The following is an 18,894-nucleotide window of genomic DNA, read 5'->3' as shown; positions in this document are numbered from 1 at the left end:
GGCCGCAGGTCCGGCACCCCGACCCCAGGACATCGCGTCAGAAAGACGATTAGACTGGCGGCGTGCCTCAACTACGCCTCGCGCTGAATCAGATCGACTCGCACGTCGGCGGCATCGCCGCCAACTCCGACTCGGTCGTGCACTGGACCCGGCACGCCGCCGAACAGGGCGCCCACCTGGTGGCGTTCCCGGAGATGGTGCTGACCGGCTACCCCGTCGAGGACCTCGCCCTGCGTGGGTCCTTCGTCGAGGCCTCCCGCGCCGCCCTGGACGCGCTGGCCGCCCGGCTGGCCGCCGAGGGCCTCGGCGAACTCCCCGTCGTGGTCGGCTACCTCGACCGCGCCGACGAGGCCCGGCCCCGGCTCGGCCGTCCCGCCGGCTCCCCGCTGAACGCCGCCGCGGTCCTGCACCGCGGCGCGGTCGTGCTCCGCTTCGCCAAGCACCACCTGCCCAACTACGGCGTGTTCGACGAGTTCCGGTACTTCGTGCCGGGCGACACCCAGCCGGTGGTGCGGGTGCACGGCGTGGACGTGGCCCTGGCCATCTGCGAGGACCTGTGGCAGGACGGCGGCCGGGTGCCCGCCACCCGTACCGCCGGCGCCGGACTGCTGATCTCGATCAACGCCTCCCCGTACGAGCGCAACAAGGACGACGCCCGGCTCGAACTGGTCCGCAAGCGGGCCCAGGAGGCCGGCTGCACCCTGGCGTACGTGGCGATGACCGGCGGCCAGGACGAGCTGGTCTTCGACGGCGACTCCATCGTCGTCGGCCCCGACGGCACGGTGATCGCCCGCGCCCCGCAGTTCGCCGAGGGCTGCGTCCTGGTCGACCTGGACCTGCCCGCGGCCGCCGCCGGCGCGCCGGAGGGCGTGGTCGACGACGGGCTGCGGATCGACCGGGTGGTCCTCTCCGAGGAACCGCTGCCCGCCTACGAGCCGGTGGTGACCGGCGGCTACGCGGACCGTCTCGGCGACGACGCGGAGATCTACGAGGCCCTGGTCACGGGACTGCGCGCGTACGTACGGAAGAACGGCTTCCGGTCGGTCCTGATCGGCCTGTCCGGCGGCATCGACTCGGCCCTGGTGGCCGCGCTGGCCTGCGACGCCCTGGGCGCCGCGAACGTGTACGGCGTCTCGATGCCCTCGAAGTACTCCTCGGACCACTCCAGGGGCGACGCGGCCGAGCTGGCCCGGCGCACCGGGCTCAACTTCCGTACGGTGCCGATCGTCCCGATGTTCGACGCGTACATGGGCTCGCTGGGCCTCGACGGGCTGGCCGAGGAGAACCTCCAGTCCCGGCTGCGCGGCACCCTGCTGATGGCGCTGTCGAACCAGGAGGGCCACATCGTGCTGGCCCCGGGCAACAAGTCCGAGCTGGCGGTGGGCTATTCCACGCTGTACGGGGACTCGGTCGGCGCGTACGGCCCGATCAAGGACGTCTACAAGACGGACGTGTTCCGGCTGGCGCGGTGGCGCAACGCGGCCGCCGCGGAGCGCGGCGAGGTGCCGCCGATCCCCGAGAACTCGATCGTGAAGCCGCCGAGCGCCGAGCTGCGCCCGGGCCAGGTGGACACCGACTCGCTGCCGGACTATCCGGTGCTGGACGCCGTACTGGACCTGTACGTGGACCGGGACCGCGGGCTGGAGGAGATCGTCGCGGCGGGCTTCGACCGGGAGCTGGTCGCGCGGACCGTGCGGATGGTGGACACCGCCGAGTACAAGCGGCGCCAGTACCCGCCGGGCACGAAGATCTCCCGGAAGGGCTTCGGCAAGGACCGCCGGCTGCCCATCACCAACGGCTGGCGCGAGCAGGCCTGACCGGGCACGCACAGGGCCCCGGACGCGTACGGCGTCCGGGGCCCCGTGCGTACGGGCGGTGCCGGCGGGGCGGCTGCCCGGCGGTGCGGTTACGGGCGGACCGAGAGGCGGGCCGCCACCGGGAGGTGGTCGCTGCCGGTGCGCGGCAGGGTCCAGGAGGCCTCCGGGGTGATCCCGCGGACCATGATCTGGTCGATCCGGGCCATCGGGAACGGGGCCGGCCAGCTGAAGCCGAAGCCGTCGCCGGCGGCGCCCTGCGTGGAGCGCATCTGCGAGGTGACGGGCGACAGCGCGCGGTCGTTCATGGTGCCGTTGAGGTCGCCGAGCAGGATCACCCGGGGCAGCGGCTCGGCGGCGAGGGCGTGGCCGAGCGCGTCGGCGCTGTTGTCGCGCTGGTTGGCGGTGAAGCCGGCGTTGAGCTTGACCCGCACGGACGGCAGGTGGGCCACGTAGACGGCGACCTGGCCCTGCGGGGTGTCGACGGTGGCGCGCATGGCCCGGGTCCAGCCCATCTTGATGTCGACGGCGGCGCTCCCGCTCAGCGGGTACTTGCTCCAGACGCCGACGGTGCCCTCGACGGCGTGGTACTTGTACGTGCCTTCGAGGGCCCGGGAGTAGCCGGGGACTGCGCTCGCCTTCAGCTCGGTCAGGGCCAGGACGTCGGCCCCGGAGCGGGCGATCTCCGCGGCGGTGCCCTCCGGGTCCGGGTTGTCGGCGTCGACGTTGTGGGTGGCGACCATCAGGTTGCCGCCTCCGCCCGACTTGTCGGTGACCAGGCCGCCGAAGAAGTTGAGCCAGACCGCGGTGAGCACGGCGACGGCGACCAGGGCGGTCGCGGAGCGCCGCAGCAGGCCCGCCACCAGCAGGACCGGGACGAACAGGCCCAGCCAGGGCAGGAAGGTCTCGATGAGGCTGCCGAGGTTGCCGACGGTGTTCGGCAGCTGCGCGTGGAAGATCATCACGAGGGAGAGCGCCCCGGCCACGGCGGCGAGCACGATGCCGCGCCGCCAGATGCCGGGATCCCGGCGCAGTTCGGCCAGGCGGCGGCGGAACCGGGATCCGGTGGGCTCGTCCCCCGAGCCGCCGTTCCCCGTCTCCGTCATGTACGCCTGTGCCATGCCTCTGTCCTCACTGCCTTGCTCGCGCACTGTCCCGCACCCCGACCCTAGGCGATGATCAGCATCATGCCTGTAGTCCGGTGCGGCTGTACGGCCTCGAGGACGGCCTGAGCGGCGGCAGAGGTTCCCCTTGTAACGAAACGCGCATATTCGAGCAGTTCTGGACGCGTGTTCGACGCCACGGTCGCCGCCGCCTTCCTGCTTCGGCGCGCCGGGTGCCACCATGGGGGGTGAGTCCGGGGACACCGTAAGGGTGCTTCGAGATGACACAAGGAGCAGTTGCAATGACGCATGCCGTTTCGCCTGCCCAGGCAGCCGGGCAGCCGGGGACCCCGTCCCTGTACGGAGGCACGTCCACCCGCCGGATCACCATCCGCGACCTCGCCGCCGCCAAGGAGCGCGGCGAGAAGTGGCCCATGCTCACCGCCTACGACGCGATGACCGCCTCCGTCTTCGACGAGTCGGGCATCCCGGTCATCCTGGTCGGCGACTCCATGGGCAACTGTCACCTCGGCTACGACACCACCGTGCCGGTGACGCTCGACGAGATGACCCTGCTCTCCGCCGCCGTGGTCCGGGGCACCAAGCGCGCCCTGATCGTCGGCGACCTGCCGTTCGGCTCGTACCAGGAAGGGGCCGTGCAGGCGCTGCGCAGCGCGACCCGGCTGGTCAAGGAGGCCGGCGTCGGCGCGGTGAAGCTGGAAGGCGGCGAGCGGTCGCTGCGCCAGACCGAGCTGATCGTCGAGTCCGGCATCCCCGTCATGTCCCACCTCGGCCTGACCCCGCAGTCCGTGAACGCCATGGGCTACCGGGTGCAGGGCCGTACCGACGAGGCGGCGCACCGGCTGCTGCGCGACGCGAAGGCGGCGCAGGACGCGGGCGCCTTCGCGGTGGTCCTGGAGCTGGTCCCGGCCGAGCTGGCCGCCGAGGTGACCCGGTCCCTGCACATCCCCACCGTGGGCATCGGCGCGGGTGCCGAGTGCGACGCCCAGGTGCTGGTGTGGACCGACATGATGGGCCTGACCCAGGGCAAGTTGCCGAAGTTCGTCAAGCAGTACGCGAACCTGCGGCAGACCATGGGGGACGCGGCGAAGGCGTTCGCGGCCGACGTGGCCGGCGGCTCCTTCCCGCAGGAGCAGCACAGCTTCCACTGATCTGCCTCCGCCGATCGTCCGACGGCCCGCCGACACGTGTCGGCGGGCCGTCGCCCGTCCTGTCGGCGGCCTGTCGGTGCGTTGTCGGTGGCGGCTGGTCTCCTGGGGGCATGACGCGAATCGACAAGAACCCCGGAAGCGGCTCCCACGCCGTGGAGGTGCGGGGACTGGTCAAGCACTACGGCGAGACCAAGGCACTGGACGGCGTGGACCTCGACGTCCGGGAGGGCACCGTGCTCGGTGTCCTCGGCCCCAACGGTGCCGGCAAGACCACCCTGGTGCGCTGCCTGTCCACGCTGGTCGTCCCGGACGCCGGCACCGCCGTCGTGGCCGGGTACGACGTGGTCCGCCAGCCCCGCCAGCTGCGCCGCACCATCGGCCTGACCGGCCAGTACGCCTCCGTCGACGAGAGGCTGTCCGGCTGGGAGAACCTCTACATGATCGGGCGGCTGCTCGACCTGTCCCGCAAGGACGCCCGCCGCCGTGCGGACGAGATGCTGGAGCGGTTCTCGCTGACCGACGCGGCGAAGAAGGTCGCCGGGATGTACTCGGGCGGCATGCGCCGCCGGCTGGACCTCGCGGCCTCCCTGATCGGGCGCCCGGCCGTGATCTACCTGGACGAGCCGACCACCGGCCTCGACCCCCGCACCCGCAACGAGGTGTGGGACGAGGTCCACCGGCTGGTGGCCGAGGGCGCGACCGTGCTGCTCACCACCCAGTACATGGAGGAGGCCGAGCAGCTCGCGAGCGAGCTGACGGTCATCGACCGCGGCAAGGTCATCGCGAACGGCAAGGTGGACGAGCTGAAGGCGCGGGTAGGCGGCCGGACGCTGCGGATCCGCCCGGCCCGCGCGGCCGACGTGCCGGACATGGCCCGGGCGCTGTCCGAGGCCGGGCTGGACGGGCCGGCCGGCTCGCAGGCCGTGCCGGACGACGGCGCGCTGCTGGTCCCCATCCTCAGCGACGAGCAGCTGACCGCCGTGGTGGGCCTGCTGGGTGCCCGCGGGTACGGCATCACCGACGTCAGCACCTACCTGCCCAGCCTGGACGAGGTCTTCCTGGCCATCACCGGCCACCGGAGCGCGTCCGCCGGGGACGGCACCCACGGCGGCACGAACGACACGAACGACAAGGCCGAGGAGGTCGCGGCATGAGCACGACGACGAGCGCGCCGGTCCGCGGCGCGGCCCCCGGCACCCCCGCCCCGGACCGGACGCAGTCCGGCGAGGGCCGGATCGGCCTGCGGGCCAACCTGCGGCACATCGGCGCCCTGTCGCGCCGCAACGCCCTCCAGATCAAGGCGAACCCGGAGTCGATCTTCGAGGTCGTCCTGATGCCGATCGTCTTCATCCTGCTGTTCGTGTACGTCTTCGGCGGCGCGATCGCGGGCAAGGGCAACCAGGACGCGTACGTGAACTACCTGGTGCCCGGCATGATGGCGATGATGGGCCTGAACATCGCGATGGCGGTGGGCACGGGCGTCAACGAGGACTTCCAGAAGGGCGTGATGGACCGCTTCCGGTCCATGCCGATCGCCCGTTCCTCGGTGCTCATCGCGAAGATCGTGGTGGAGATCGGCCGGATGCTGATCGCCACCGCCATCCTGCTCGGCATGGGCTTCCTGCTGGGCCTGGACATCAAGACGTCGGTGCTCGACCTGCTGGCGGCCGTCGGCCTGTCGGTGGTCTTCGGCGCCTCGCTGATGTGGATCTTCATCCTGCTCGGTCTGACGATGAAGACGGCCCAGGCCGTGCAGGGCGTCGCGATGCTGGTGCTGATGCCGCTGCAGTTCGGCAGCTCGATCTTCAGCCCGCCGTCCTCCATGCCGGGCTGGCTGCAGAGCTTCACCGACTACAACCCGCTGTCCAACCTGGCCGACGCGGCCCGGAACCTGATCAACGGCGGCCCGGTCGCCCACTCGGTGTGGATGACCCTCGGCTGGACCGTCCTGATCACCGTGGTGACGGCCCCGCTGGCGGTCGCCAAGTTCCGCAGGAAGACCTGATCCGGAACGGCCCGGTTCGCGTCCCGGACCGGCTCCGGGTCAGGGCCGCATGAGGGCGGTGGCCTCCTCGTAGGAGAGGCCGCCGCCTTCGGCGTACGCGCTCTCGTAGGCGGTGTCGCCGAGCTGGGCCCGGGCCGACTCCTCGGCGGCGGCGAACCCCTCCCGCTCGATCAGGGTGGGGAAGTGGCCGGCGGGCAGGTGGGCCCGGTACGCGCCCAGCAGCCGGGCCGCGTCCGCGGGCCGGGCCAGCCCGGCGAGCGAGCCGGCGGCGGTCATCAGGTACACGGCGGGCATCTGCGGGGCGACCATCCGCACCAGCGGGTCGTCGGCGGCCGCCAGCGCCTGCCACAGCGAGGGCAGGGCGTCGGAGTAGCGGCCTTCGAGGTTGTCCAGCCAGGCCAGCATGCCGAGCAGGAAGCCGTCGAAGATGGCGTACGCGCCGAAGGCGAACTCCGCGCGCAGGGAGTCCAGCTGGGCGCGGGCCTCGGCGGTGCGGCCGGTGCGGGCCAGCCGGGTGGCCAGGAACATCCGGGCCGCGGGCATCGCCTCGTTGCCGAACTGCTGCCGGGTGGCGACCACTTCGGTGAGGATCTGTTCGGCCTCCTCGCCCTCGCCGAGTTCGGCGAGCACCCCGGCCAGCCGGACCCGCAGCACCGTCACCTGGGCCTCGGCGCCGAGCCGGCAGGCGTACTCGCCGGCGGCCCGGAAGGCCTCGGCGGCCTCGGCGAACCCGCCCCGCCGCTCGTGGGCCTCGCCACGGGCGGACAGCGCCTCGGCGCAGCCCCAGTCGTCGCCCAGTTCCTCGAACAGGGCGAGGCTCTCCTCCGCGTCGCGGGCGGCGCTGCCGACCCAGTCGGCCCGGTTCGCCAGGACGTTGGCGCGCAGCTGGAGGGCGGAGGCGAGCTCCCAGGTGTAGCCGAAGGCGCGGCAGGTCTCGACGTTGGCGTCGATGACCGTGCGGAGCAGGTCGGCGTCCCCGGCGATCATGACGGCGTAGAACCAGAGGCCGCCGGGGTTGCGGCAGACCTGCGGCAGGCCGGGCCGGTAGGCGGTGACCATGCCGTGGATCAGCTCCCGTACCTCCGGGGAATGCCAGTCGCCGGTGGCCTGGTCGCGGGCGGCGAGCTCGATGAGCCGGATGCCGCGGCGGGCCTCGTCGAGCAGGTCCCCGGAGTACGGCGGCGGCGAGTCGACGACCTGCTCGTGCACGGGCGGCGCGGGGGCCACCGGCGGGGCGAACGGGTCGGGGCCGAGGGCGGCGGCGGCCCGGGACCAGTGCCGGGACTCGGAGCGCAGGTCGTTCATGTGCCAGTACCAGACCAGCGAGTGGACCAGGCAGATCACCTCGTGCTCGTCGCGGGCCGCGACGGCGCGGCGCAGGGCCGTGCGGAAGTTCTCGTACTCGGTGCGCACGAGGGCGGCGGCGGGGCGCTGGGTGCGGCCGCGGAGCAGGGGTTCGGTGCGGCGGGCGAGTTCGCGGTAGTGGACGAGGTGGCGCTGCTCGGTGGCGGCCCGGTCCTCGCCGGCTTCGGCGAGGCGTTCGGCGGCGTATTCGGCGACGGTCTCCAGCAGCCGGTAGCGCATCTCGCCGGCGGGCGGGCCGGCGGCGGCCACGACGAGGGACTTGTCGACGAGGGAGCCGAGGGCGTCGGCGACGTCGAGGGGGCCGAGCAGGCCGCCGTCGGCGCAGACGGTCTCGGCGGCGGCCAGGTCGCAGCCGCCTGCGAACACCGACAGGCGGCGCAGCAGGGCGCGTTCGGGCTCTTCCAGCAGGTCCCAGGACCAGTCGACGACGGCGCGCAGGGTCTGCTGGCGGGGCAGCACGGTGCGGCTGCCGCTGGTGAGGAGCCGGAACCGGTCGTCGAGGCGGTCGGCGATCTGGCGGGGGGTGAGCAGCCGCAGTCGGGCGGCGGCGAGTTCGATGGCGAGCGGCAGGCCGTCGAGGCGGCGGCAGATCTCGGCGGCGGCCGCGGGGTCCTCCTGCGGGCTGAAGCCGGGCCGGGCGGCGGCCCCGCGGTCGGCGAGCAGCCGCAGCGCCACCGGGGCGGGCAGCGGTTCGACGGGCCGCAGGGATTCGCCGGGGACGCCCAGGGGCTCGCGGCTGGTGGCGAGGATCCGGACGCCGGGGCAGCGGGCGAGCAGGTCCTCGGCGAGGCGGGCGGCGGCGAGGACGACGTGCTCGCAGTTGTCGAGCAGGAGCAGCATGCGGCGGCGGGCGCAGTATTCGGTGAGGCGCTGCATGGCGTCGTCGGAGCGGTCGGCGAGGACCCGCAGTTCGTCGGATGCGGCGCCGCGCCGGGAGGTCTCGTGGGCGCCGAGGGCCGACAGGACGGCCTCGGCGACGTCGTCGGGATCCTCGACGGGGGCGAGTTCGGCGAGCCAGACGCCGTCGGGCCAGTGGCCGTCCGCGGCGGCGGCCTCGGCGGCTTCCTGGGACAGCCGGGTCTTGCCGGCGCCGCCGGGGCCGAGGAGGGTGACGAGGCGGGCCCGGGCGAGGTCGGCGCCGATGGCGGCGATGTCGGCCTCGCGGCCGACGAAGGTGGTGAGGCGGGCCCGCAGGTTGCCGGGCGGCGGGCCGGCGGGGGCCGGGGGTGCGGCCGGGGCGGGCGCGGCGGGGCCGGGGGCCAGGAGTTCGGCGTGCAGGGCGCGCAACTCCGGGCCGGGGTCGGCGCCCAGCCGGCCGGCCAGCTCCTTGCGCACGGTCTCGTACGCGTGCAGGGCCTCGGCGGGGCGGCCGGCGTCGCGCAGGGCGCGGATGCGCAGGGCGTGCAGGGGCTCGTCGAGGGGGCGTTCGGCGCACAGGGCGGTCAGTTCGGGCAGGGACCGTTCGGCCTGGCCGAGGGCGAGGGCGGCGGTGAGGCGGCCGCGGCGGGCGTCGAGGTGCACGGCCTCCCAGCGGGCGGCTTCGGCGGTGCGGTCGGGCAGGTCGGCGAGGGCCGGGCCGCGCCACAGGGCGAGTGCCTCGTCGTAGCGGGCGGCTGCGTCGGCGGCGGCGCCCGCGGCGAGGGAGCGGGCGCCGTCGGCGGCCAGGCGCTCGAAGCGGAACAGGTCGACGTCCTCGCGGCCGGCGGCCAGCCGGTAGCCGCCGTCGACGGAGTCCACGGCAGCGTGGCCGAGGGTCCTGCGGAGCCGTCCGACGAGGGCCTGCAGGGCGGCCGGCGCGTCGGCGGGCGGGTTGTCCGCCCACACCTCGGCGACGAGGACGCCGGCGGGCAGGGTGCGGCCGGGCCGGGCGGCGAAGGCGGTCAGCAGGGCGCGCAGCCGGGCCCCGCCGAGGGGGACGGGGGTGCCGTCGTCGTCGAGGACTTGGGTGGTGCCGAGAATCGCGTAGCGCACCCGCCCATTGTCGCCGGGGCTCCTGCGGGCCGTACGCGCGCGGTAGGTTCGGCGCCATGGGTGCACTGGGTGGACACACGGCCGGGCGGTCGCGTCACGGCGAGCGGCGGGTCAGTCCCGTCTTCCTGGGGATCGTCGCGGTCATGGCGGTCACCGGGTGGGCGGTGTGGACGGACTTCGCGTCGAGCACGGGCTTCGCCGTGTTCCTGTTCGTGACCTCGGCGTGGGTGGTGTCGCTGTGCCTGCACGAGTACGCGCACGCCCGGACCGCGCTGCACGGCGGGGACATCACGGTGGGCGCGAAGGGCTACCTGACGCTGAACCCGCTGAAGTACACGCACGCCCTGCTGAGCATCGTGCTGCCGGTGGTTTTCGTGATCATGGGCGGGATCGGCCTGCCGGGCGGTGCGGTGTTCATCGAGCGCGGCCGGATCCGGGGCCGCTGGAAGCACAGCCTGGTCTCGGCCGCGGGTCCGCTGACGAACGTCCTGTTCGCGCTGGTGTGCACGGCGCCGTTCTGGCTGGGCGCCCTGGACGGCGTGCCGTTCGCGTTCCGCTTCGCCCTGGGTTTCCTGGCGCTGCTCCAGATCACGGCGGCGATCCTGAACTTCCTGCCGGTGCCGGGGCTGGACGGCTACGGGGTGATCGAGCCGTGGCTGTCGGCGAAGGTCCGGCGGCAGGTCGAGCCGTACGCGCAGTTCGGACTGCTGGGGGTGTTCGTGGTGCTGTTCATCCCGCAGGTCAACGAGGTGTTCTTCGACGCCGTGCACGCGGTGCTGCGCGGGCTCGGGGTGACCGACGTGGAGTCGTACTGCGGCCGGGACCTCTACCGCTTCTGGCAGGAGACCAACCCGTACTGCGAGGTCATCCTCCGGTGACCTCGCGGGCCGCCTTCTCCGCCTTCGCCTTGCGCAGGTAGTACCAGGCCATGTTGGACGACACGCCCGCCATCAGGACCCAGACGATCCCGAGGAAGCTGCCCTCCACGAAGGCGACCACGGCGGCCGCCACGGCGAGCACACAGACGGCAAGGGCGAACAGGGCGAGGCGGGGCATGGGCAGGGCTCCTGGCAAAACGGTCGGTCGTTCCTGCCGTCCAGTGTCCCCCATGCCCCGCAGTGCTCCCGTAAGGATCGGAGTGGTTCCCCTCACGGGCCGCCGTTCCCCATGTCGACATATCGGGCTGTTTTTCTGTTCCGACGATCTTCCCCTTCCCATACCGCTACGGTTCCCACGGGCGCGTGAGCCACGTCACATCTCGCGTTCCACGGCCATGCGAGTGGGGGGATCATGCAAGAAATCCGGAAGGGCGCGAACGTCGGTCTGGACGCTCTGAGTGACGACGCGGAAGCAGTCGTCGTCAGCCTGAGCTGGACGAGCTCCTCAGGGGCCGGAGACGCCGATGTCTCAGTGCTGCTCCTCGGTGCCGACGGGAAGGTCCGCAGCGAGGGCGATTTCTACTTCTACAACAATCCCGCTGCCGCCGACGGCAGCGTTCAGTTGCTCGGCAAAACGCCGACGGACAGCGGTGACGAGGACCGCATCAGCGTGGACCTGTCGGCCATGCAGGCCGACGTCGAACGCATCGTCGTGGCGGCCAGCCAGTACGGCGATGCCCGCTTCGGTGATCTGGACGACCTCCGGATGACGGTGGCGGACCGCTCCGGCGAGACTCTGCTCGGCTTCTCGATCCACGATGCGAGCGTGGAATCCGCCTTCATCTTCGGCGAGTTGTACCGACGCGACGGCGCATGGAAGTTCCGGGCGGTCGGGCAGGGTTACGAGACGGGGCTGGCCGGCCTGGCGACGGACTTCGGCATCACGGTCGTGGACGACGCGGAAGACGAGAACAGCGCCTTGGAAGAGGTGCCCGAGACCGCTCCACCGTCCTCCACGACCGCGGAGACTCCGGCACCGCCGCTGCCTGCGGCGGACAGCGTGCCCGGTACGGAACCGGCCGAAGGGCAAGAGCCTGCGTCCGGGCTCCGGAAGGAACCGGCGGCGGCCGACCCGGGCATTCCAGCGCAGTCGCGGGGACGGAACGCACGGACAACCCGCAAGAAGATCACGCTACCGCGGGCTGTTCCCAAGTCTCTGGCGGAGAACGACTCCTGGCGCCCTGCTCTCCTCTTCCCTGCTCCCTCCTTGAAGAGCGACCGGGAACGGGAGACCCGGGCCACCTCGGTGCTGCTGTCCGTCATGGCGCAGGTGCCCGAGTTCGGCCGCCGCCTCACGGCCGGTTTCGGCGCGCCGGCAGGGCGGATGCAGACGTTCACCGAGGTGCCGCTGCCACACGGCGACACGCCCAAGAGGCCCGACGGCGTCATCCGGGTCGAGCGCGCGGGCAGGCTGTGGACCGCCCTGGTGGAAACGAAGACAAACGGGGGCCCGCTGAAGGCGGAGCAGCTCCAGCAGTACATGGACATTGCGGCCCGCCGGGGTTACGAGGCCGTCATCAGCGTGTCCAACGACGTCGCCCTCGAAGGCACTCCGATGGTCGACGTGAAAGTCGACGGCCGACGCAAGCACAAGGTCGGCCTGTGGCACGTTTCGTGGGCCGAGGTGGCTCACCAGGCCCAGATGCTGATCCGCCACGAGGGTGTGGGAAACGCGGCTCACGCCTGGCTCCTGCAAGAACTGCTCGCCTACCTGCAGCACGAGAATTCCGGCTGCCACGGATTTCAGAACATGGGGGCCGCCTGGGTGCCCGTGCGCAAGGGCATCGAGGACGAGACGCTTGCCCAGGACGACCCCCGCGCCGTCGAGGTCGTGGAGAACTGGGAACGGCTCATCCGCCAGGTCTGCCTGCGGCTGGGAGGCGAACTGGGGCAGAAGGCCCTCCCGGTACAGCGGTCGAGGAAGGGCAGCAGTCCGGCCGCCCGACGCATCGCCGCCGCCGACAGGCTCTGTGCCGGCGGCCAGCTCTCTGCAGAGCTGCGGGTCGACGGTACGAGCAGCGTGATCGCCGTGACGGCCGACCTCCGCACGAGCCGGATCCGCACCTCGATCGACGTCCCTGCGCCCGAAGGGTCGTATCCGCTGACCACGGCCAAGCGGCTGGTCCGACTGCTCTCCGAGGCCCCCGCCGACCTGCACGTCCACAGCCTGGTCGACACGGGGAACGGCCCTCGGGGAACACTTGAGCGGCTGCGCCCCGAGCCCGGCGACCTGCTGCCGAAGGACGGCGCGCCGATCACGGGCTTCCGGCTGACGCTGCTGAAGGGGATGGGCAACACGCGGGGCAACTCCGAGTCCGGGTTCATCCGGAGCATCGACGACGCGGTGGACCGCTTCTACCAGGGTGTCGTGGCCCCCGTGGAGGCAGGCCTGCGGCGCACTTCCCGCCGCGGCTGAACCCGGACGGTCGGCCGCAGGAAGCCCTGCGGCCGACGCCCGGAGGCAGCCGCCTCGTGCCCGGGTCAGACGTCCGTGGTTCAGACGTCCGTGATGCGGAGGCCGGCGTGGGCCTTGTGGCGGCGGTTCACCGAGATGAGGTTGGCCACGAGGGATTCGACCTGGTGGGCGTTGCGGAGGCGGCCGGCGAAGATGCCGCGCATGCCGGGGATGCGGGCGGCGAGGGCCTGGACGAGGTCGGTGTCGGCGCGGGACTCTCCGAGGACCATCACGTCCGTGTCGATCTCGTCGATCGACTCGTCCTGGAGGAGGACCGCGGAGAGGTGGTGGAAGGCGGCGGTGACGCGGGAGTCCGGGAGCAGGGCGGCGGCCTGCTGGGCGGCGCTGCCCTCCTCGGGCTTGAGGGCGTAGGCGCCCTGCTTGTCGAAGCCGAGCGGGTTGACGCAGTCGACGACGAGCTTGCCGGCGAGGTCCGCGCGGAGGGATTCGAGGGTCTTGGCGTGGCCGTCCCAGGGCACCGCGATGATCACGATGTCGCTGCGGCGGGCGCACTCGGCGTTGTCGGCGCCCTCGACGCCGAGGCCGAGCTCGTCGGCGGCGGCCCGGGCGCGGTCGGCGGCGCGCGAGCCGATGATCACCTTCTGGCCGGCCCGGGCCAGCCGGTAGGCGAGGCCGCGGCCCTGGTCGCCGGTGCCGCCGAGGACGCCGACGACGAGGCCGGAGACGTCGGGGAGGTCCCAGGGGTCCTTCGCCGGGGCCTTGGCCGGCGCCTGGGGGGTGGTGTCCGCGCTGTCAGTGGAAGTCATGGCCCGACCCTACTGCCCGGTCGGGCCCGGCCGAACGGGTGAAGCGGACACATCCGCGGCCCGCGGGCGGCGGGGCGGGGGCAGGATGCCCGTCCATGGATGCCGTACGGGTGGCGCTGCTGCGCGAGGTCCTTGCCGGTACCGAGTGGCCGGCGGCGGCCCGGCGGTTCGCACAGGGGCTGCGGTCCTCGGTGGCGTCGGCGGGGGCCGGGCTGCTGCTGGTGGGGACCGCGGAGTACGAGCCGTGGCATCTCGCGGCGCACTTGCAGGACGAGGCGGCCTGGTCGGGGCTGCCGGGGCTGGCGCCGACGCTGGTGCGGCACGCGGTGCGGGGCGGGGAGCCGGCGCACCTGTCGGTGGGGCTGGGGCGTCTGGAGGCGGCCGGGCGGGGGGAGACGGTGCTGGTGGTGGCGCCGGGGACGGCGGGGGCGGGGCTGCTGGAGCGGGTGCACCGGGCGCGGCGGGGCGGGGCGACGGTGCTGGCGCTGGAGGGGGCTGCGGACGGGGGGCTGGCTGGGCTGGCGCACGACGTGCTGGTGGCCGGGCCCGGGGGCGGGCTGGATCTGGACACCGTGCAGCATCTGGTGAGTGCGGCGGCCGGGGAGAACGGGGTGCCGGGGCAGCGGTCGCCCCGGCGGTTCCGGGACCGGCTGTCCCGGCTGGCGGACCGGCTGACCGCGCCGCCGCCGTCCCGCTGGTGACGGGGGCTCCGCCCCGGCCCCCCGGTCCTCGATCGCCGGACCGCCGGACGGGCCTGATCGTGCCCCCGGCCGGCGCTACGGCGTGGCCGGGCCCTCGTCCTCGTCGCGGGACTTGTCGTTCCACTTGGGGTCGTTCTGCCATTCCAGGTTGCGTTCCTGGGCGGTTTCCATGGCGTGGGCGGCTTCGGCCGGGGTGCCGTAGGGGCCGAAGCGGTCCTTCGCGGGGCACTCGGGGCCCTCTTCCACCTTCTTGTGGACCAGGCAGTAATACCATTCGCCCGGTTTGCCGACCTGGCGCTTCTTGAACAGGGCCATCTTCCGTTCCTCCTCAGCGCTTCTCTGCCGCCATGCTGCCCGATCCCCGCTCGATACACTCGCATGCATGTCTGGCCAGTCTCTGCTCGTACCCGGCGAGCTCTCGCCCACCCGTTCCGTCCCCGGCGCCATCCGCCGCCCCGAGTACGTGGGCAAGCCCGCGCCCACTCCGTACACCGGACCGGAGGTGCAGTCGGCCGAGACGATCGAGGCGATGCGCATCGCCGGCCGGATCGCCGCGCAGGCGATGGAGGAGGCCGCGAAGCTGATCGCGCCCGGCGTGACCACCGACGCGCTGGACCGGGTCGCGCACGAGTACATGTGCGACCACGGCGCCTACCCCTCGACGCTGGGCTACCGCGGCTTCCCGAAGTCGCTGTGCGCCTCCGTCAACGAGGTCATCTGCCACGGCATCCCGGACTCGACGGTGCTGCGCGACGGCGACATCGTGAACCTGGACGTCACGGCGTACATCGGCGGCGTGCACGGCGACAACAACGCCACCTACCTGTGCGGCGACGTCGACGAGGAGTCGCGCCTGCTGGTCGAGCGCACCCGCGAGTCGCTGAACCGCGCGATCAAGGCCGTCAAGCCGGGCCGCCAGATCAACATCATCGGCCGGGTCATCGAGTCGTACGCGAAGCGCTTCGGGTACGGGGTGGTCCGGGACTTCACCGGGCACGGCATCAACTCGTCGTTCCACTCCGGCCTGATCGTCCCGCACTACGACAGCCCGCACGCGACCACCGTCATCGAGCCCGGCATGACGTTCACCATCGAGCCGATGCTCACCCTCGGCACCCACGAGTACGACATGTGGGAGGACGGCTGGACCGTGGTCACCAAGGACCGCAAGCGGACCGCTCAGTTCGAGCACACCCTCGTGGTCACGGCGACCGGCGCGGAGATCCTCACGCTGCCGTGATGCGGGCCGGCATGAAGCCGGTTTGAATGGGACAGAGATACCGACAGGACGTCGGGAACAGATTGACTTAGGTAAGCCTAAGTAGGAGGATCGGGCGGGGCGGCAGCCTTGCGCACCGCCCCGTGCCCGACCGCCCCTCTGTCCCGTCCCATCGGCCCCGGAGGTCCGTCTTGGACGCCTTCTCCACCGTCATCCGCGTCGCCTCGCACGAGCAGCACACCGAGGCGGAGACCTCGACCTTCATGACGGACCTGCTCGGCGGCAGGCTCGGGGTGGAGGCGTACTCCCGCTACACGGAGCAGCTGTGGTTCGTGTACCGGGCGCTGGAGGACGTCTCCGATGCGCTGCGGGCCGACCCGGTCGCGGGTCCGTTCATACGGCCCGAGCTGATGCGGGTCGCCGCGCTGGAGCGCGACCTCGCGCACCTGCGCGGGCCGGCCTGGCGCGACACCCTGGCCGCCCTGCCCGCCACCCTGGCGTACGCGGACCGGGTCGCGGAGTGCGCCGCCCGCTGGCCGGGCGGCTACCTCGCCCACCACTACACCCGGTACCTGGGCGACCTCTCGGGCGGCCAGATCATCCGCGACAAGGCGGAGCGCACCTGGGGCTTCGCCCGCAAGGGCGACGGGGTTCGGTTCTACGTGTTCGAGGAGGTCGGCAACCCGGCCGCCTTCAAGCGCGGCTACCGCGAGCTGCTGGACGCGGTCCCCGTGGACGACCTGGAGAAGCAGCGGATCGTCGACGAGTGCAAGCGGGCCTTCGACTTCAACGGCGCGGTCTTCCGGGAGCTGGGCGAGCAGTTCCCGCTGAGCGCCTGACCTTCCCGCGAGCAGGCAGCGGGCCGGCGCACCAGCGCCGGCCCGTCCCCATTCGCCGTTCCCGTTCCCGTTCCCGTTCCCGCTCCCGCTCTCATTGCCGTTCCCGTTCAGCGCCGGAGCGCCGGGGCGGGCTCCGCGAACCGGACCCGGCCGCCGATCTCGATCGTGCCGCCGGGGCCGGGTGCCGTGAGGATCTGCGAGCCCGCGCCCTGGGTGATGTTCAGGGCGCGGCCGAGCTGCACGGTCAGCAGCAGGGCCGCCGAGCCGGTGGCCTCGTCCTCGGCGATGCTGCCGGGGCAGGCCCCGCCGCCGCAGGTGCCGTCGGTGCGGCCACAGGCGTGCGGGCGGCGCGGGAAGCCGCGGGCGCGGATCCGGCCGGCGGCCTCGTCCTCCCAGGCCCACGCGTAGAGCCAGCCCTCACCGGGCGGCGGCGCGGGCAGCGCGGCCACCTCGGCGACGGAGGCGTACTGCCGCGTCACCTTGTCCTGGACCCAGTCGGCATGGACCGTGATCCACGTGAACTCGCCGTCGTCGCGGGCCCAGACCTCGCCGACCGGCGGGTTGAGCTCCTCCACGTCCAGCAGCCAGGCGACACCGACCAGCGGGTGGCCGGCGAAGTTCATGCGCAGGCCGGGGCTGTGGATGTCGACGACCCCGCGCTCGGGGTCGTCGACGAACACCGTCTCGCTGAAGCCGAGTTCGGCGGCGAGGGCCTGCCGGGAGGCCTCGTCGGGGCAGGTCCGTCCGTCGCGGACGACGCCCAGCAGATTGCCGTGCCGGCCGTCGCCCGCGCAGAACACCTTGAGCACGTCGAGATCGTTCACGCGGGCATTCAAACACGGCTCGGGCCCGGGCGGTTATGACTCGGGCACACCCGGTCACGGCCGCCCGGGGCAAGGCGGTGCTGTTCAGGCGGTTGCGGGGCGCCGGCCGCGGGCCGAGTAGACCACCGCGGCGCCGGCTCCGACGACCAGCACGGAGGCGGCGAGCAGCGGACCGGCGGGGGTGCCGGAGCCGGTCGCGGCGAGGCTGCCGCCGGTTCCGGAAGCGGAGCCGCCGACGGACTGGGCCGCGGCGCCGCCGGCCGTGGTGCCGCCGGAAGCCGTGCCTGCGGTGCCGCCGGTGGTGCCCGTACCGCCCGTGGTGCCGGCCGGGGCCGACGGCAGGGTCGCGTTCGGGTCGAGGCTGACGGAGAGGGTGACCGGGTCGATCGGGTCGCCCTTCTTGTACATCGAGCCGGTGGTTCCGTTGGCGAAGACGGCCGCGCCGTCGGCGGTGAAGGCGGCGGGCACCGCCTTCCAGGCGACGACCCCGCGCTGGGGCTGGTACGAGGCCCGGGAGAGGTCGAGGGTGGCGAAGGAGACGTTCCTCTTCAGCCCGGCCGGGGTCCGCACGTCGAGGACCAGGGTGCCCTTCCTGCCGGCCGCCTTGACTTTGATGTTCCCGAACTTCATGTCGATGCCGTGGGCCTCGTAGCGGAAGCGGAGGGCTCCCTTGAAGGCGGCGGACAGCTTCTTGGCGCGGGCGTCCGCGGTGCCGGAGCCGGCGGTGAAGTCGAAGACCTGCCCGTTGCGGGCCGCTCCGCCGGAGGGGGTGACGGTGCCGCCGGCGGCCTGCACGTAGCGGCGGAAGGACTCCTTCATGCCCCAGGTGAGCCGGCCGTCGGCGATTTTCCGCGGGCCCGCGGCAGGGGTGCTCGGCATGGGGGTGGGAGTGGGGGTGGGCTTGGCGCTCGGGGTGGGCTTCGTACTGGGTGTGGGGTCGGGGTGCGGGCTCGGCTTCTCGAACTCCAGGGCGGCGGTGAGCGGGTCGCCTGCGATGCCCTCGTACGGGCCGCCGAGCTGGGCCGCGGCCTCCTTGGTGAGGGTGGTGGGCAGTTTCTCCAGGGACGGCCCGGTGACGGCGGCGGTGGCCATCGGCACGTCCTGGGTGGTGGTGCCGTTCTTCGTGACGTCGGCGGTCAGGCGCTTGGTGCCGGTGTCGAAGCGGAAGTCGGCCAGTTTCACCTCGAAGCCGTGGGCGCGGGAGGTGAAGGTGACGCTGCCGGTGAACGCGGCCGTGACGACGTGGGTGGTCATGTCGTACTGGCCGGTGGCCGAGCCGAACCGGAAGGTGCCGTCGGCGTTGCGGCCGGCGCCGTCGGAGACGGTGATGGTGCCCTGCGCCATGCCGGTGACGTAGTTCCGGTAGCGCTTGACCACGCCCCAGTCGAGGGTGCCGCCGGTGATCTTCAGCGGCGGCCGGGCGGCGGGGGCGCCGGCGGCGGGCGGGGCCGCGGCGGCCGGCAGGGTCAGGGCGGAGGCGCCGAGCGCGGCCGCGGTGAGCACGGCGGCCGCGATCGCGGTGGTGCGCCGGGTGGTGGAGGACATGAGTGGGATCTCCTGGAAGGGACGGGACGGGGAGGGATCTGGGGGCCGGGCGCCGGACGCCGTCAGGGGCTGTCCGGTGCGGCCGGCCGGCGGCGGTGGAGGACGAGGAAGGCGCCGAGGCCGAGGAGGGTGGCGGCGGCCGCACCGCCGGCCACCCACCAGCCGGTACGGGAGGA

16 protein-coding genes are annotated in these 18,894 nt (G+C 73.0%); 9 read left to right on the top strand and 7 right to left on the bottom strand.

The annotated features are described in order from the left end of the window. Positions 1–62: 62 nt before the first annotated feature. Positions 63–1,817 (top strand): NAD+ synthase, encoded by a 1,755-nt coding sequence (locus LG634_RS35160; RefSeq protein WP_226740216.1) that lies wholly within the window; start codon positions 63–65, stop codon positions 1,815–1,817. Positions 1,818–1,906: 89 nt separating this feature from the next. Here LG634_RS35160 and LG634_RS35155 read toward each other — a convergent pair whose 3' ends face one another. Further along, positions 1,907–2,935 (bottom strand): endonuclease/exonuclease/phosphatase family protein, encoded by a 1,029-nt coding sequence (locus LG634_RS35155; RefSeq protein ID WP_226740214.1) that lies wholly within the window; start codon positions 2,933–2,935, stop codon positions 1,907–1,909. Between the two features lie 284 nt (positions 2,936–3,219). On the opposite strand from LG634_RS35155, the gene panB reads away from it, so the two are divergent. The 3 genes from panB to LG634_RS35140 all read left to right on the top strand — a co-directional run bounded on the left by panB (position 3,220) and on the right by LG634_RS35140 (position 6,094). Then, the gene (panB, locus tag LG634_RS35150; protein WP_226740213.1) at positions 3,220–4,089 is read left to right on the top strand and encodes a 3-methyl-2-oxobutanoate hydroxymethyltransferase; all 870 of its coding nucleotides are present in this window, start codon (positions 3,220–3,222) and stop codon (positions 4,087–4,089) included. Between the two features lie 110 nt (positions 4,090–4,199). Then, positions 4,200–5,243: an ATP-binding cassette domain-containing protein gene (locus tag LG634_RS35145; RefSeq protein ID WP_226740212.1), complete on the top strand. Its 1,044-nt coding sequence runs from the start codon at positions 4,200–4,202 to the stop codon at positions 5,241–5,243. Next, positions 5,240–6,094, top strand: coding sequence for an ABC transporter permease (locus LG634_RS35140; RefSeq protein ID WP_226740211.1), 855 nt, complete (start codon positions 5,240–5,242; stop codon positions 6,092–6,094). The genes LG634_RS35145 and LG634_RS35140 overlap by 4 nt, the downstream gene beginning before the upstream one ends. A 39-nt stretch (positions 6,095–6,133) precedes the next feature. Here LG634_RS35140 and LG634_RS35135 read toward each other — a convergent pair whose 3' ends face one another. Further along, complete coding sequence (locus tag LG634_RS35135; RefSeq protein ID WP_226740210.1) at positions 6,134–9,430, bottom strand: ATP-binding protein; 3,297 nt, start codon at positions 9,428–9,430, stop codon at positions 6,134–6,136. 56 nt (positions 9,431–9,486) lie between these two features. Here LG634_RS35135 and LG634_RS35130 point away from each other — a divergent pair, with 56 nt between their 5' ends. Further along, a complete protein-coding gene (locus tag LG634_RS35130) occupies positions 9,487–10,308 on the top strand; it encodes a site-2 protease family protein (protein ID WP_226740209.1) in 822 nt (273 codons plus the stop codon). On the opposite strand, the gene LG634_RS35125 is transcribed toward LG634_RS35130, so the two are convergent. Next, entirely contained in the window at positions 10,295–10,486 is a 192-nt protein-coding gene (locus LG634_RS35125; protein ID WP_226740208.1) for a hypothetical protein, read from the bottom strand. The genes LG634_RS35130 and LG634_RS35125 overlap by 14 nt on opposite strands. Before the next feature lie 234 nt (positions 10,487–10,720). Here LG634_RS35125 and LG634_RS35120 point away from each other — a divergent pair, with 234 nt between their 5' ends. After that, positions 10,721–12,784: a TerD family protein gene (locus tag LG634_RS35120; RefSeq protein WP_226740206.1), complete on the top strand. Its 2,064-nt coding sequence runs from the start codon at positions 10,721–10,723 to the stop codon at positions 12,782–12,784. 80 nt (positions 12,785–12,864) lie between these two features. Here LG634_RS35120 and npdG read toward each other — a convergent pair whose 3' ends face one another. Then, on the bottom strand, positions 12,865–13,590 hold the full coding sequence (npdG, locus tag LG634_RS35115; protein ID WP_226740204.1) for an NADPH-dependent F420 reductase: 726 nt from the start codon (positions 13,588–13,590) through the stop codon (positions 12,865–12,867). 95 nt (positions 13,591–13,685) lie between these two features. Here npdG and LG634_RS35110 point away from each other — a divergent pair, with 95 nt between their 5' ends. Beyond that, positions 13,686–14,291 carry a hypothetical protein gene (locus LG634_RS35110; protein WP_226740202.1) on the top strand — a complete coding sequence of 202 codons (606 nt, stop codon included), beginning with the start codon at positions 13,686–13,688 and terminating at the stop codon, positions 14,289–14,291. 75 nt (positions 14,292–14,366) lie between these two features. On the opposite strand, the gene LG634_RS35105 is transcribed toward LG634_RS35110, so the two are convergent. Beyond that, entirely contained in the window at positions 14,367–14,606 is a 240-nt protein-coding gene (locus tag LG634_RS35105; RefSeq protein WP_226740200.1) for a hypothetical protein, read from the bottom strand. Positions 14,607–14,673: 67 nt separating this feature from the next. Here LG634_RS35105 and map point away from each other — a divergent pair, with 67 nt between their 5' ends. Further along, positions 14,674–15,531: a type I methionyl aminopeptidase gene (map, locus tag LG634_RS35100; protein WP_226740198.1), complete on the top strand. Its 858-nt coding sequence runs from the start codon at positions 14,674–14,676 to the stop codon at positions 15,529–15,531. A 170-nt stretch (positions 15,532–15,701) separates the two neighbouring features. Next, a complete protein-coding gene (locus LG634_RS35095) occupies positions 15,702–16,349 on the top strand; it encodes a biliverdin-producing heme oxygenase (protein WP_226740196.1) in 648 nt (215 codons plus the stop codon). A 107-nt stretch (positions 16,350–16,456) separates the two neighbouring features. On the opposite strand, the gene LG634_RS35090 is transcribed toward LG634_RS35095, so the two are convergent. Next, the gene (locus tag LG634_RS35090; protein ID WP_226740194.1) at positions 16,457–17,173 is read right to left on the bottom strand and encodes a PhzF family phenazine biosynthesis protein; all 717 of its coding nucleotides are present in this window, start codon (positions 17,171–17,173) and stop codon (positions 16,457–16,459) included. Positions 17,174–17,257: 84 nt separating this feature from the next. After that, on the bottom strand, positions 17,258–18,718 hold the full coding sequence (locus tag LG634_RS35085; protein ID WP_226740192.1) for an HtaA domain-containing protein: 1,461 nt from the start codon (positions 18,716–18,718) through the stop codon (positions 17,258–17,260). Positions 18,719–18,894 lie beyond the last annotated feature (176 nt).

The sequence above is a fragment of the Streptomyces bambusae genome (genome assembly GCF_020532645.1).
Lineage (GTDB): Bacteria > Actinomycetota > Actinomycetes > Streptomycetales > Streptomycetaceae > Streptomyces > Streptomyces bambusae.
Note: the sequence above shows the minus strand (reverse complement) of the source record. Positions and strands in the feature narration are given on the sequence as shown.